Origin of the sequence: Stenotrophomonas sp. GD04145, from assembly GCF_029835135.1 — a bacterium.
GTDB classification, from domain to species: domain Bacteria; phylum Pseudomonadota; class Gammaproteobacteria; order Xanthomonadales; family Xanthomonadaceae; genus Stenotrophomonas; species Stenotrophomonas maltophilia_P.
The window spans coordinates 29,660-43,377 of record NZ_JAODZG010000029.1 but is presented as its reverse complement, the minus strand read 5'-3'; the positions used below and the strand labels follow the sequence as shown (position 1 = coordinate 43,377).

Below are 13,718 nucleotides of genomic sequence, written 5' to 3'. Positions count from 1 at the left end.
AAGAAAAAATCAAAAGCAAAAGCCGGTTCTTCAGGCATTCGTGTCGACCAAGGTCGACACCTACCAGAGCGCAACGCCGTTGCGACAGATCGCGGGAATCTGTCGAAGGCGGGGCGGGGAATGCAGGCTTTTGCTTTTGCCGTTGACGTTGATTCGGCGGGTGCAGGGCTGCAAGCCCTGCCGGAATCCAACACCCCTCAGCAGGCTTCGGCCACCGCAGTGCGCGGACGCCCCAGCCACGCCAGCAGCAGGCCCGATGCCGCCAGCAGGCCACCGGCCACCGGAATGGCCGCGTAGCCCAGGCCCGAGCTGATCACCGCACCGCCGAGCGCCGCACCCACGGCATTGCCGAGGTTGAACGCGCCCACGTTGATCGACGACGCCAGGCCCGGCGCCTCGGTGGCCGCTTCCATCACCCGGATCTGCAGCGGCGGCACGATGGCGAAAGTCGCCGCGCCGAACAGCAGTACACCCAGCGCTGCGGTCACGGGATTCATGAAGGCCAGCGGCAGCACGAACATCAACACCGCCAGCGCCGCCAGCAGGATCCGCGTAGCGCCATCCAGCGACCAGTCGGCCATGCGCCCGCCGATGCCATTGCCGATGGTGAAACCGATACCGATCAGCGCCAGTGACATCGCGATGAAGGCATTGGAGGCACCGGTCAGCTCGGTCAGCACCGGCGCCACGTAGGTGTACAGGGTGAACATCGCACCGGCGCCCAGCACCGTGGTGGCCATGGCCAGCAGCACCTGCGGCTGCAGGATCGCCTTCAGTTCACGGCGCACGTCCGGGCGCGGGCCCGGTGCCGAGGCCGGCAGGGCCAGGCCGAGCGCGATGATCGCCACCACGCCCAGCACTGCGGTGCCGGCGAAGGACAGGCGCCAGCCCAGCTGCTGGCCGACCCAGGTTGCCAGCGGCACGCCGCCGATGTTGGCGATGGTCAGGCCCATGAACATCGTGGCCACCGCCGCCGCCTGCTTGTCCTTCGGTACCAGGCTGGCGGCGACCACCGCACCGATACCGAAGAAGGCACCGTGGTTGAGGCTGGTGACCAGCCGCGACAACAGCAGCAGGCCATAGTTCGGCGCCAGCGCCGACAGCAGGTTGCCGACCACGAAGATCGACATCAGCAGCATCAGCGCGGTGCGCTTGCCGAACCGCCCCATCAGCAGCGTCATCACCGGCGCGCCCAGCATCACGCCCATGGCGTAGGCCGTGATCAGCATGCCGGCGGTGGGAATGCCAACCCCTACGCCGTCGGCGATGACCGGCAGCAGGCCCATCGGGGCGAACTCGGTGGTGCCGATGGCGAAGGCGCCGACGGCAAGCGCCAGCAATGCGGCTCTGGACTTCATGGGGGACTTCCTGGGGGCGGGAATCGGGAGCGCGTAGCCTGCGCGCTTTGCCGCACCGGATTAAGCCTTGTCCGGGGAAAACACTGTTGATACGGGTTCACAAGTGAAGGTGTACGCCGGCATTGCAGGCAAAAGCCCCCGCCGGGCATGGCCCGGCGGACGCGGTAGCCCGCAAAGCAGAACCCCCGGCCGGGCCGGGGGTTCGAGGTCATACGCTTTACCAGTCGCCGGCGCCCGGCACGTGGTGGTCTCGCGCGCGACGGCGCATCAGCAGGTTCAACCATTCCACCAGCACCGAGAAGCCCATCGCGGCGTAGATGTACGGCTTGGGCACGTGCACGTCGAGGCCGTCCAGGATCAGCACCGCGCCGATCAGCAGGATGAAGGCCAGCGCCAGCATCTTCACCGTCGGGTTGGCGTCGATGAAGCGCCCCAGCGGATTGGCCGCCAGCAGCATGACCAGCACCGACAGCAGGATGGCAGCGACCATCACCGGGATGTGGTCGGCGATGCCGACGGCCGTGATCACCGAGTCCAGCGAGAACACGATATCGATGATGGCGATCTGCAGGATGACCATGCCGAACACGCCCGACGCCTTGCTGGTCGCCGGATTCTCGTCTTCGCCACCGGTGATCAGTTCCTTGATCTCCATGTAACCCTTGATGATCAGGAACAGGCCACCCACGATCAGCACCAGGTCGCGGATGGAGATGCCCATGCCGGCCACGGTGAACAGGTTGGCGGACATGTGGGCCAGGTAGGCCAGCGACACCAGCAGTGCGATACGGGTGATGCAGGCCACGGCGATGCCGAGCTTGCGCGCAAAGGGACGGCGCTCTTCCGGCAGCTTGCTGACCGCGATGGAGATGAACACCAGATTGTCGATGCCGAGCACGATTTCCAGCGCGCTCAGGGTGAACAGGGTCACCCAGGCGTTGGGGTCGGCGAGGAACTCAAAGGACATGGAAACTCTTCAAGGCAGTGGGGGAATGGGGGTTCAGCCGTAGCGGCCGGCCAGTGCATGCGGGACCACGACCAGGGCCCAGCACAGCAGTACGTTCATCATCAGCACGAACACGGCGGCCGAACCCATGTCCTTGGCGCGCCCGGCCAGCTCGTGGATCTCGCTGCCGTAGCGCTCGATCACGGCCTCGATGGCGGAGTTGGCCAGTTCCATCGCCAGCACCAGCAGCATCGAGCCGATCAGCAGCGCGCGCTCCACCGGGGTCTGGCCGAGCCAGATCGCCACCGGGGTCAGCAGGACCAGCAGGTAGACCTCCAGCCGGAACGAGGACTCATGCAGCCAGGCAGCCCGCAGGCCCTGCCAGGACCAGCGCGCGGCCTGGAAGATGCGGCGCGGGCCGCGCGGCATGTGGCCGAACTGGTCAGCCACGGGTGGAGCATCCAGCAACGGGGGCGCGGCGCAGCGACCGCTCAGACGCACGGCAGGGAGTCATGGGTGCACAGGGATGGGCAGACAGTCGCCATTTTGCCACAAGGCCGCCGGCCATACTCCGCGCGGCCGGGCCGAATGGCCTGCCGGGGACAAGCGCGGGCCGCGCCCGCCTCCTATGATGGCTCCCTCCTTCCTGCCTGGAGTGCACGATGTCCCACCGCCGTCCCGCTCTGCTGATGCTGGGCCTGCTGACCCTTGCGCCGCTGGCGCTGGCACGCGTTCCCTCGCCGTCGCCCCGCGTTCCCGAGCAGGTCTCCAACGTGGCCTGGGCCGCCGACATGGCCGCCTTCGCCGCCGCCGACAAGGTCGCCCCGCCGCCTCGTGGTGGCATCGAGTTCATCGGCAGTTCGTCGTTCCGGATGTGGGACAGCCTGGCGGCCGATTTCGCCGGCCAGCCGGTGTTCAACCGGGGCTTCGGCGGCTCGGAAGTCCGGGACAGCACCTGGTATGCCGGACAGATCGTGATCCCGTACGCGCCGTGCAAGGTCTTCCTGTACGCCGGCGACAACGACCTCAACAGCGGCCGCAGCGCCGTGCAGGTGCGCGACGATGTGGTCGCCTTCGTGCAGCGCGTGCATCGCGACCTGCCCAAGACCCGGGTGGAATACGTGTCGATCAAGCCCAGCCCGTCACGGGCGCACCTGCTGCCGGCGATCAACGAGGCCAACACGCTGGTCAAGGCGGCGCTGGCCAGGCTGCCCAACACCGGCTTCACCGACATCTACACGCCGATGCTGGGCGCCGACGGCCAGCCTGATCGCGCGCTGTTCCGTGAGGACATGCTGCACATGACGCCCGCCGGATATGCCATCTGGACCCGCGCGCTGGCACCGAAGGTGACCTGCGACTGAGGCACTGCGCACGCCGGGCATGGCCCGGCGCTACCCCTGCCATTCCGCGGAATGCCCGCTTCTGACCCGGCAAAAGCCCTCTAGCGGAAAATCACGGTGGCTTCGGTTCCCTGCCCGGGTTCGCTGGAGAGGCTGACCTTCCAGCCGAAGCGATCGCACAGCCGGCGCACGATCGACAGGCCCAGTCCGGTGCCCTGCGGGCGACTGGGTTCGGCGCGGTAGAACGGCTCGAACGCGCGCGACAGGGCTTCGGCAGACATGCCGATGCCGGTGTCGCGCACCACCACCCGGTCGTCGCGCACATGCACGTCGATGCGGCCTTCGTCGGTATAGCTGCAGGCGTTGCGCACCAGGTTGCTGACCACCACCTGCAGCACCCGCGGCGGCGCATGCAGATTCACCGGTCCGTCGCTGTGCAGGTGCACCACGACCGGGCGCGTACCCAGCAGTTCGTTGGCGTTGTCCACCTCGTGACGGACGATGTCGTTGACATCGAACAGCTCGACCTGCGGCTCGACATCCGCCTCGCGGGCAAGGATCAGGAAGGCATCGATCACCGCTTCCATGTCACGCCCGGCACGCTGGATGCGCTGCAGGCTGCGGCGCAGGCGCGGCTGCAGGGAATCATCCCCCAGCGCCATGTCGCTGGCCACGCGGATCACCGTCAACGGCGTGCGCAGTTCATGGCTGGCATCGCGGGTGAAGTTGCGTTCGCGGGCGACATGCGCGCTGACCCGGTTGGCCAGCGAATGCAGGGCCGCGGCGAGCTGCCGGGTCTCGCCCTGCATGTCCGCCGGCAGTTTGTTCGGTTCCAGATCAGCCGCCTCGGGGTGGCCGGGATCCCAGCGCGACACGCGCCGCGCCAGCCAGTTCACCGGCGATACCAGACGCTTGGACGCGCGATAGGTGATCCAGCTGGCGCCATACACCGCCAGCAGGGTCAGCAGCACCGGCACGATGCCGAACCAGAACGCCAGCATTTCCGCGCGTGAGCGCAGGAATACCAGATACAGGCGGCCGGCCGGCCGCACATCGACCAGGACCAGCTGGTCATCCGCCGGCAGTTCGTGGAAACCGGGCTCCAGGTCGCGCAGGTTAGCCGGCAGCGACAACGCGGACTGGCCGCTTTCCAGCAGGTAGCCGCGGATGTTCTGCGTATTGGGGGGGGGCTGTGCGGGGGACGCGTCGTGCAGCGTCCAGTAATACGCCGCTTCCTCGCGCAGCGCTGCACCGACCAGGCTGTGCTTGATGACCAGCGACACCAGCCATGCGCCCAGCAGGATGCCCAGGCTGGCCAGCACTGCCTGCAGGATGAAGGCGATACGGATCTTGCGCGGCAGGCCGTGCGGCATTGCGGGGTCCCGGTCAGAGCGCTGCGATTATAGGCAGCGCACCGCGCCGTGGTCGTGCAGGGATGATGACCGCCGACACTGCCGGTCGGTCATCCCCTGCCCTGTTGCCCGTCCGCTACCGCACCGGGCCTGCAGCTGCACCGGCACGGTCCCTGCTCAGGCCATCGGCTGGGCGATGTCCGCAATGCGATAGCCGGCGCTCTGCACGGTATGCAGCAGCGGGCGATCGAACGGCTTGTCGATGATCTTGCGCAGGTTGTACAGATGGCTGCGCAGGGTGTCCGAATCCGGCAACCCGTTGCCCCAGATCTCGCGCTCGATTTCCTGGCGGGTGACCACCCGCGGCGATTCGCGCATCAGAATCGTCAACAGCCGCAGGCCGATCGGCGACAGCTGCAGTTCGGTGCCGGCGCGGGTGGCGCGCATGCTGACCGGATCGAGCACCAGGTCGGCGACCTTGAGCACTTCCGAACCCACCTGGCGGCGTTCGCGGCGGATCAGCGCGCGCAGGCGTGCTTCCAGTTCCTGGATCGCGAACGGCTTGGTCAGGTAGTCATCGGCACCGAAACCCAGGCCGGTGAGCTTGTCGTCCAGCGTATCGCGCGCGGTCAGCATCAGCACCGGCGTCGATTTGCGCGCATCGTTGCGCAGCCGCCGGCAGACTTCGATGCCATCCAGCCGCGGCAGCATCAGGTCCAGCACCACCACGTCATAGCTGTTCTCCGCCGCAAGCCGGTAGCCGTCCAGGCCATCCTGTGCATAGTCGACTTCGAAGCCACGACCTTCCAAGTATTCGCCGATCATCTCGGAGATGTTGCGGTTGTCTTCGACCACCAGCACCAAGCCGGAAGTCTCCTTCGTCTGACGCATGTGATTCCCTCTAACTTCAGCTTTGTGAAACATGCCGGATCGACGGTGGAGGCAATGTGAAGTTCCGTCAAGAGGTCCGATCCGCTGCTCAGAGCAGCGGCTTGAGCAGGGGCCAGACGTTGTCGAGCACCTTCGGCTGGGCCTGGGCGGTGGGGTGCAGACCGTCGGCCTGCATCATCCCCGGCTGCAGGGCCACCCCCTCCAGCAGGAACGGCAGCAGCGGCACAGCGTAGCGGTCGGCCAGCGCGCGGTAGGCGGCCGCCAGCCGCTGGCGGTACGCCGGGCCGTAATTCGGTGGCACATCGATGCCCAGCAGCAGCACCTTGGCGCCCGCCTTCTGGCTGGCCTGCACCATCTTTTCCAGATTGCCCTGCACCTGCGCCGGGGTCAGCCCGCGCAGGGCGTCGTTGCCCCCCAGAGCGATCACCACCACGTCCGGCTTCTCCTTCGCCAGCAGGCCCGGCAGCCGGGTCAGGGCGCCGGCGGTGGTCTCGCCGCTCATGCTGGCGTTGACGATCCGCGCCGGCGTTTTCGACTGCTGCCTGACCCGCTGCTGCAGCAGGCTGACCCAGCCGGCATCGGCAGGGATATTGTGGGCAGCACTGAGGCTGTCGCCGAGCACCAGGACGGTACCGGCCGGACCTTTGGCACAGGCCAGCCCGGGCAACAGCAGGAACCCTAGCAACAGCACCATCATCATGCCGGCTCGCCGGCTCCATCCCGTCTTGCGCATTGGAGTCTCCTCATCGACAGCCTGTCCCCCCGCAGCGCGCCCGTCGCCATCGCCGTCGACCAGGTCGGCAAATCCGTGCATGGCCCGGAGGGTGAAGTCCACATACTGGACAACATCACTTTGACGGTCCATGAAGGCACCAGCGTGGCCATCGTCGGCGCCTCCGGCTCCGGCAAAACCACCCTGCTCGGCCTGCTCGCCGGGCTGGACCTGCCCAGCCGCGGTCGCATCGCTCTGGCCGGGCACGAACTGTCCAGCCTGGATGAGGAAGCCCGCGCGCAGCTGCGTGCTCGCGAGGTCGGGTTCGTCTTCCAGAGCTTCCACCTGCTGCCGGCGCTGACCGCCGCCGAGAACGTCGCCCTGCCGCTGGAGCTGGGCGGGCGCGAGGATCGCGCGCGGGTGGACGCCGTGCTGGACCAGGTCGGGCTGGCCCATCGCGCCCGCCATTACCCGCGCCAGCTGTCCGGCGGCGAACAGCAGCGCGTGGCATTGGCGCGTGCCTTCGTCACCCGGCCGCGCATCCTGTTCGCCGACGAGCCGACCGGCTCGCTGGACCAGAGCACCGGCCAGCACATCAGCGACCTGCTGTTCGAGCTCAACGCCGGCAGCGGCACCACGCTGGTGCTGGTCACCCACGATCTGCGCCTGGCCCAGCGCTGCCAGCACATCCACCGCATCGACAACGGCCGCCTGCAGGCGGTCGCGCACGAGGCCCGCGCATGAACCTGCTGCGGCATGCGTGGCGCGCGCTGCGCCGCGAAGCCCTGGCCGGCGACCTGCTGACCGTGTTCGCCGCGCTGGTACTGGGCGTGGCGGTGATGACCGCGGTCGGCACGCTGGTGAACCGGGTCAACCTGGCACTGACCAGCAGCGCTGCGGAGATGCTCGGCGGCGACCTCGGCGTCGCCGGTCGTGACGACCCGCCGGCCGCCTTCGCCGAAGAGGCCAGGCAGCGGGGACTGGCATCCACCCGCATGGCCAGTTTCGGCACCGTGCTGTTCCAGGGCGATGCCAGCCAGATGGCCAGCATCAAGGCGGTACAGGCCGGCTATCCGCTGCGGGGGACGCTGCGGGTACGCAGCACGCCCGGTGGTGCGCTGATCGACGATGCCGGCATGCCGCCGCAGGGCCAGGCCTATGCCGATCCCCGCCTGCTGCAGGCGCTGGGGTTGAAGGCCGGCGATGACCTCGAGTTCGGCGCCGGTACGCTGCGCATCGCCGGCATCATCGAGGCCGAACCGGATGCCGGCGGCGACCTCCTCACGCTGTCGCCGACGTTGCTGGTCAATCGCGCTGATGTCGACGGCACCGGCCTGCTCGGTCCCGGCAGCCGCATCAGCTACCGGCTGATGTTCGCCGGGCCGGCCGACCGGATCGCGGCGTTCCGGCAATGGCTGCAGCCACAGGTGAAGGGCATGCGCCTGCTCAGCGTGGATGACACCCAGCGCGGCGTGCGCCAGGCGTTCGATCTGGCCGGGCGCTTCCTCGGCCTGAGCGCGCTGCTGGCGGTGCTGCTGGCCGGCGTCGCCACCGCGCTGGCCGCCAACCGCTTCGCCCTGCGCCGCATCGACCAGGTGGCGATCCTGCGTTGCCTGGGAGCACGCCAGCGCGACATCCTGCTGGGCCTGGCACTGCAGCTGCTGATGCTGGCCGTTCCGGCCTGCCTGCTCGGCATCGGCTTGGGCATGGCCGCGCAGGAAAGCCTGGTACAGGTGCTGGGCAGCCTGATACCGCAGCGCCTGCCGCTGCCACAGGCAACACCGGCGCTGACCGGTGCAGGCATCGGTCTGTTGCTGCTGTTCGGCTTCGGCCTGCCGCCGCTGCTGCGCCTGCGCGGAGTGCCGCCGATGCGCGTACTCAACCGCTCCTTCGCTGCACTGCCGCCCGCCTCGCTGCTGGCCTACGTCGCCGCCCTGCTGGCCAGCCTGGTGCTGGCCGTGCAGGTGACCGGCGACCTGAAGCTGGCCCTGTGGGTGCTGGGTGGCCTGGCCGCTCTCGCCGCAGCGGCGGGCCTGGGCGGCTTTGTGCTGCTGCAGGTGCTGCGCAGCCTGCAGCACCGCCTGCACGGCAACTGGCGGCTGGGATTGGCCGCCCTGACCCGCCGCCGGATGCTGGCGGTGATGCAACTGGTGGGCCTGTCGCTGTCGCTGTGCGCGCTGCTGCTGCTGGCCGTGACCGGGCCGGGGCTGCTGCAGCAGTGGCGCGAGCGCCTGCCGGAGAACACGCCGAACTACTTCCTGATCAACATCCAGCCCGAACAACGCGACGGCGTGCTGGCAGCATTGCGCGCGCTGGGTGCTGCCGATGCCAGCATCGAACCGATGGCCACCGGCCGCCTGATCGCGATCAACGGCAAGCCCCCGGTGCGCGTGGACCAGGCGCAGGACGGCCAGGGGCGGGAAAACGGCCCGCGCGAGGACGACGACGAGAACCGGCCACTGAACTTCAGCTGGCGCAGCACTTTCCCGCCGGCCAATACGCTGCTTGAGGGCCACTTCTGGAAGGCGGACAGCACTGCGCCCGAAGCCTCGGTGGAAACCGGCTGGGCCAAACGCTACGGCGTCTCGACCGGCGACCGTATCGGCATTTCCGTGGGCGAGCAGCAGCGCGAGTTCACCGTGACCAGCGTGCGCAAGGCGGACTGGAACACGTTCCGGCCGAACTTCTTCGTGCTGTTGAATCCGAACGCCGTAGGCGACACCCCGCACAACCTGCTCTCGGCATTCCACCTGCCGGCCGGCCAGGCAGCCGGGCTGGGCGAACTGGTGCGTGCACAGCCGAACCTGTCGCTGCTGGACGTGGATGCGGTGATCTCGCAGGTGCGCGACGTGATGGAACGGGTGGCGCAGGCGGTGCAGCTGGTGATGGTGTTCAGCCTGCTGGCCGGCGTGCTGGTCCTGCTGGCTGCCCTGCAGGCCACGGCCGGCGAGCGCCGCTACGACAGCGCGGTACTGCGCACGCTGGGCGCGACCCGGCGCCAGCTGCGCGGTGCGGTACTGGTCGAGTTCGGGGCACTGGGCACGCTCGCCGCGCTGCTGGCGGTGGGCGCCACGGCCGTGATCGGGCTGGTGGTGTCGCAGAAGGTGTTCGAGCTGCCGCTGCTGCCGCCGTGGCCGGGCCTGCTGCTGGGCGGCGTGGTCGGCATCGGGCTGAGCCTGCTGGCGGGCTGGTGGGGCACCCGGCGCATCCTGCATACCCCGCCCGCCCTGGCCCTGCGCGAGGCCTGACGAAGGCGCGCCCCGGAAGGCGTGCCGGGCAAGCCCGGCACCCTTCCTTGCGGTAGGCCACGCCATGCGTGGATCCGGCTGTGGCCTCGAGCATGGCTCGACCCTACTGGGCCTTTTCCACGTACCTGGCGAACACTTCGTCGATCTGCGCGTCCTTCACCTGCTTGCCATCCTGCAGGTCCTGCGCCTGGGTGAACAGCGGAATGATCATCGCCATCCCATCCAGCTTGGTCTTCAGGTGCACGCCCGGAGCCTGGGTCAGGAAACCGTCCCAGCGCTGGCGCACCTTGGCCCAGTAGCCGGCGGTGGCCTTCCAGTAGTCGCGCGCCGGGGTGAAGTCGATCTCGGTGGTCTTCACGTAGTCGTTGAAGCCGAACTCGCGCGCGATCTCCACCTGGCTGCCGTCGGCGTTGCGCTGCACCTTGGTGTTGAACTGCTCGTGGGTCCAGCCGTTCGGGGTGAGCGTGTGGCGGTTGACCACCGCCAGCGCGTTGTAGTCGCTGCGCTTGGTGTACTCACGGCGCGGCAGCGGGCGCCAGCTCAGGTCGCTGGTCCAGCTCGGCACGTTGTTGGTGTAGGTCCATTTGCCGGTGCCGCAGTAGCGCGGTGCATCGCTTACTTCATACACGCACTGGGTCCAGGCGCCCTGGTTCACCGCCGCCGGGATGCTGCGTACCCGCCAGGTCTGATCGGCACTGAACTCGAAGCGGTTCGGGGCCTCGTAGACCCAGTCCTGGCGCCAGTGCTTGGTGATGTGGCCGCTCTTCTCGTCCAGCAGCAGGTGTTGCAGCACGATGCGCTTCGGGGTGTCCTCGACCACGATGACCATTTCATTGCCGCCGCTGCGCATCGCCGGCGCGCGCTCGTAGCCCGGCTTCAGCAGCACGGTTTCGTCGAAGGCGAAATCCACGGTGTACTCGCCCTGCATGGCCAGAATGCTGTCGTGATCGCGGGCGATGTCGGAGGGCTGCGCGCTGGCCACGCCGCTGCCGGCGAGCAACAGCAGGACGCTGGCTGTCTGGAATTTCATCGGGGTCTTCCTTCGGGGTTGCAGGTTCGTTGAGAGGCCATCCGTGGCCGTCGGGCGTTCCATCAGGAACAGATCAGAGGCGGATCAGCGGCTGGTCGCCGGGAATCCGTGGTGGCGGCCGGCGCGCGGCGTCGGCACAGCAGCAGTCGTCGATGGCCAGCTCGCCCTCTGCGCCTTCCAGGCGCGCGATGCGGCGTGCGGTGGCCGCGCCCAGCGACGACAGCGTCGACAGGCTGGCCGCCAGGGTGCGGCCGTCATCGGCGGCATGCAGGCGCAGCGCACACAGGCGCCAACGCTGGCCGCCGAGATGACCGGCCAGGCGCCGCCACAGGCGTTCACCGACACTGCCGTCGCTGTCGTGCTGTGGGCCCGGCGGCAGCGCGGCCACCAACCGGTCCCAGGCCAGGAAATCGCTGTCCGGCAGCAGGTACAGGCGCCACACGCAGCGGCCACGGCCGTCAAGGAAGCACAGGCTTTCGCGCAGGCCCTCGCTGTCCACGCCCTGGCAGGCATGCACGCGCACCGCCTGGCGCCAGCCGCCAAGCTCGTTGCCGTCGGCGTGGTAGAGACACAACACGGTGCCAAGCGTGGCCAGCTGTGCCGGGGTCGGCCATGCCGCGCGGTGTGGCGCGGCGATGGAGTCATTCCTGCGTGCGGACAAGGCTCGGCTCATGAGGTCACCAGGACACGGCAAGGCTGGCGGAGAAGGTACGACCCGGGCTGGTGTAGCGATCCAGCACGCGGCTGGTCGACGACAGCGTCGTACCCACGTTGGACCAATCGATGTAGCGTTTGTCGCCCAGGTTGAACACGCCTACGTTGAAGGTCGCACCCGGGGCGAAGTTCCAATGTGCCATCAGGTCGGCCACGCCATAGCCGGCCGGGCGGTACACCGTGGCCGAGGCGACGCGGTCCTTGCGCTTGACGAACGTGCCGGCCAGTTCGACACCCCAGGCATCGGTGTCGTACGTCAGGCCGACGGTGCCGCGCAGCGGGTCGACCGAATCCAGCGGGGTGTCCTCGGTCTTGTTGTCGCCGCGCGACCAGGCCACGGAACTGCGCAGTGCCCAGCCCTGCAGGGTCGGGCTGATCTGGCCGAAGTCGACGCCGGCCTTCAGTTCAGCGCCGTAGATGCGGGCGTCGGCGATGTTGCGCGACTGGAACACCATCAGGCCCTGCGCATTGGTGCCGACCAGCGACTGCGACTCGATGAAGTCCTTGTACTCGTTGTAGTAGCCGCTGACGCTGACGTAGGCAGCCGGCGACAGGAAGCGCAGGCCCAGTTCCATGCCATCACTGGTTTCCGGCTTCAGGTCCGGATTGGGAATGGCCGTGTAGCCGAAAGCGAAGTTGGTGAAGCCGAGATTGACGTCGTTGTACGGCGGCGAGCGGAAGCCGTGCGAGTAACCGGCAAACAGCGACCATTCGTCGGTGAAGCGATAGACCATGCCAAGCTTGGGCGAGACGCTGGTCTTGGTCAGCTTCGCCACCGCCACGCCGGGATTGTCCTCGGCGAAGATGTTGTCCACTTCCGGCTTCAGCTCGTAGCGGTCCACGCGCACGCCCGGCACCAGCGACAGCTTGCCGCCAGCCATGCGCATTTCATCCTGCGCATACAGGCCCAGCTCGGTGGTCTTGCTGATCGGGAAATCGCGTACCGGGAACGCATCGGGCAGGATGGTGGTGCTGGTCTGGCCGTTGGCCAGTACCTGGAAACCATCGCGCTTCTGGCGGATCTCGGTGCGTGCACCCTCGAAGCCATAGGTCAGCGCGTGCTCGACGCTGCCGGTGCTGAAGGCCTTGTTGAACTGCGCCTGCAGGCCGTACACACGCTGGTCGAAGTTGAACTCGCGGTGGCGACGGCTGCGGTTGGCACGGTCCTCATCGGTGATCTGGGTGGTTTCGCTGTGCTGGGTATACAGCTGCCAGTGCAGGCTGTCGGCGAAGCCTTTGTCCAGCGCATCCATTTCATGCGCGAACGACACGCGGGTGCGGTTCTGCTTGTCGCGCGCCTTCATGCCGGTGGTGGTGGTACGGTCGATCGAAGACAGCACGTTGGTCTCGGTCTTGTCTTCGTTGCCTTCCACGGTCAGGCGGAAGCGCTGGTCCTCGCTCGGTGCATAGACCAGCTTGGCCAGGCCGCTGCGACCGTCGCGGTCCTGCGGGTTGGGGGCGGTGCGGGTGTTGTCGTTGCTGCGCACGTCACCCTTGTTGTCGGTTTCCTGGCCCTGGCGATGGTTGATGTTGACCATGCCGCTCCAGTGTTCGCCGCCGAACGCCGTGGTGACACCGCCGAGCAGGCCCTTCCATTCACCGTCGTAGCCGAACTTCAGGCCGACGTAGCTGTCCTTGCCATCCTTCAGGTAATCGGCCGGATCCTTGGTGACGAAGGCGACCACGCCGCCCAGCGCATCGGAACCGTACAGCGAGCTGGCCGGGCCGCGCACGATCTCCACGCGCTTGAGCGTGTCCAGATCGGTGAAGTTGCGGTTGGCGTTGGAGAACGAACCAATGTTGAAGCTGGTCGGCATCGCGATGCCATCGGTCTGCACCCGCACACGGTTGCCGTCCAGGCCACGGATACGGATGCTGCCCAGGCCGAAGCGCGCGGCGCTGCGGCTGACCGACAGGCCCGGCTCGTAGCGCAGCAGATCCTTGATGTCCTGGACCAGGTGCCGGTCCATCTGCTCACGGTCGATCACGTCCACCGTCGCGGCGACGTCACTCACTGCGCGCTCGGTGCGCGTGGCGGTGACCTGCACGCGATCGAATTCGCGCGCATCGGGCGCGGCGCTGGCGGCGGTGGCAGCGTGGGCGGACAGCGGCAGCGCCATCCAG

General features: G+C 68.0%; 12 protein-coding genes. 3 read left to right on the top strand and 9 right to left on the bottom strand.

What is annotated here, in order from left to right; translation table 11 throughout:
* Nucleotides 1–197 precede the first annotated feature (197 nt).
* The 3 genes from N7367_RS13910 to N7367_RS13900 form a co-directional block, all read right to left on the bottom strand.
* Nucleotides 198–1,358 carry an MFS transporter gene (locus tag N7367_RS13910; protein WP_053516410.1) on the bottom strand — a complete coding sequence of 387 codons (1,161 nt, stop codon included), beginning with the start codon at nt 1,356–1,358 and terminating at the stop codon, nt 198–200.
* Nucleotides 1,359–1,575: 217 nt separating this feature from the next.
* Nucleotides 1,576–2,325: a TerC family protein gene (locus N7367_RS13905; RefSeq protein WP_004144462.1), complete on the bottom strand. Its 750-nt coding sequence runs from the start codon at nt 2,323–2,325 to the stop codon at nt 1,576–1,578.
* 33 nt (nt 2,326–2,358) lie between these two features.
* A complete protein-coding gene (locus N7367_RS13900; RefSeq protein WP_053516413.1) occupies nt 2,359–2,754 on the bottom strand; it encodes a diacylglycerol kinase in 396 nt (131 codons plus the stop codon).
* A gap of 212 nt (nt 2,755–2,966) precedes the next feature.
* Here N7367_RS13900 and N7367_RS13895 point away from each other — a divergent pair, with 212 nt between their 5' ends.
* On the top strand, nt 2,967–3,668 hold the full coding sequence (locus N7367_RS13895) for an SGNH/GDSL hydrolase family protein (protein WP_065182787.1): 702 nt from the start codon (nt 2,967–2,969) through the stop codon (nt 3,666–3,668).
* A gap of 80 nt (nt 3,669–3,748) precedes the next feature.
* Here the strand turns inward: N7367_RS13895 and N7367_RS13890 are convergent, their stop codons facing one another.
* The 3 genes from N7367_RS13890 to N7367_RS13880 all read right to left on the bottom strand — a co-directional run bounded on the left by N7367_RS13890 (nt 3,749) and on the right by N7367_RS13880 (nt 6,623).
* The gene (locus N7367_RS13890) at nt 3,749–5,020 is read right to left on the bottom strand and encodes a HAMP domain-containing sensor histidine kinase (RefSeq protein ID WP_053516416.1); all 1,272 of its coding nucleotides are present in this window, start codon (nt 5,018–5,020) and stop codon (nt 3,749–3,751) included.
* A gap of 156 nt (nt 5,021–5,176) precedes the next feature.
* Entirely contained in the window at nt 5,177–5,890 is a 714-nt protein-coding gene (locus N7367_RS13885) for a response regulator transcription factor (protein ID WP_002811889.1), read from the bottom strand.
* Nucleotides 5,891–5,978: 88 nt separating this feature from the next.
* The gene (locus N7367_RS13880) at nt 5,979–6,623 is read right to left on the bottom strand and encodes an arylesterase (protein WP_053516417.1); all 645 of its coding nucleotides are present in this window, start codon (nt 6,621–6,623) and stop codon (nt 5,979–5,981) included.
* A gap of 75 nt (nt 6,624–6,698) precedes the next feature.
* Between N7367_RS13880 and N7367_RS13875 the strand changes: the two genes are divergently transcribed.
* Nucleotides 6,699–7,346 (top strand): ATP-binding cassette domain-containing protein, encoded by a 648-nt coding sequence (locus tag N7367_RS13875; RefSeq protein WP_080375229.1) that lies wholly within the window; start codon nt 6,699–6,701, stop codon nt 7,344–7,346.
* Complete coding sequence (locus tag N7367_RS13870) at nt 7,343–9,850, top strand: FtsX-like permease family protein (protein ID WP_279942602.1); 2,508 nt, start codon at nt 7,343–7,345, stop codon at nt 9,848–9,850. The genes N7367_RS13875 and N7367_RS13870 overlap by 4 nt, the downstream gene beginning before the upstream one ends.
* A gap of 103 nt (nt 9,851–9,953) precedes the next feature.
* On the opposite strand, the gene N7367_RS13865 is transcribed toward N7367_RS13870, so the two are convergent.
* The 3 genes from N7367_RS13865 to N7367_RS13855 form a co-directional block, all read right to left on the bottom strand.
* Entirely contained in the window at nt 9,954–10,880 is a 927-nt protein-coding gene (locus N7367_RS13865) for a DUF6607 family protein (RefSeq protein WP_053516420.1), read from the bottom strand.
* Nucleotides 10,881–10,953: 73 nt separating this feature from the next.
* Nucleotides 10,954–11,553, bottom strand: a complete 600-nt coding sequence (locus tag N7367_RS13860) for a Hemin transport protein (RefSeq protein WP_065175798.1) — start codon at nt 11,551–11,553, stop codon at nt 10,954–10,956.
* Between the two features lie 4 nt (nt 11,554–11,557).
* Nucleotides 11,558–13,714: a TonB-dependent hemoglobin/transferrin/lactoferrin family receptor gene (locus N7367_RS13855; protein WP_279942604.1), complete on the bottom strand. Its 2,157-nt coding sequence runs from the start codon at nt 13,712–13,714 to the stop codon at nt 11,558–11,560.
* Between the last annotated feature and the right edge of the window lie 4 nt (nt 13,715–13,718).

Bases quoted from the DNA above. Each gene is read 5' to 3' on its own strand.
- N7367_RS13905 (WP_004144462.1), bottom strand. From the start codon at position 2,325: ATGTCCTTTGAGTTCCTCGCCGACCCCAACGCCTGGGTGACCCTGTTC.
- N7367_RS13880 (WP_053516417.1), bottom strand. From the start codon at position 6,623: ATGCGCAAGACGGGATGGAGCCGGCGAGCCGGCATGATGATGGTGCTG.
- N7367_RS13865 (WP_053516420.1), bottom strand. From the start codon at position 10,880: ATGAAATTCCAGACAGCCAGCGTCCTGCTGTTGCTCGCCGGCAGCGGC.
- N7367_RS13895 (WP_065182787.1), top strand. From the start codon at position 2,967: ATGTCCCACCGCCGTCCCGCTCTGCTGATGCTGGGCCTGCTGACCCTT.
- N7367_RS13860 (WP_065175798.1), bottom strand. From the start codon at position 11,553: ATGAGCCGAGCCTTGTCCGCACGCAGGAATGACTCCATCGCCGCGCCA.
- N7367_RS13890 (WP_053516416.1), bottom strand. From the start codon at position 5,020: ATGCCGCACGGCCTGCCGCGCAAGATCCGTATCGCCTTCATCCTGCAG.
- N7367_RS13885 (WP_002811889.1), bottom strand. From the start codon at position 5,890: ATGCGTCAGACGAAGGAGACTTCCGGCTTGGTGCTGGTGGTCGAAGAC.
- N7367_RS13910 (WP_053516410.1), bottom strand. From the start codon at position 1,358: ATGAAGTCCAGAGCCGCATTGCTGGCGCTTGCCGTCGGCGCCTTCGCC.
- N7367_RS13870 (WP_279942602.1), top strand. From the start codon at position 7,343: ATGAACCTGCTGCGGCATGCGTGGCGCGCGCTGCGCCGCGAAGCCCTG.
- N7367_RS13855 (WP_279942604.1), bottom strand. From the start codon at position 13,714: ATGGCGCTGCCGCTGTCCGCCCACGCTGCCACCGCCGCCAGCGCCGCG.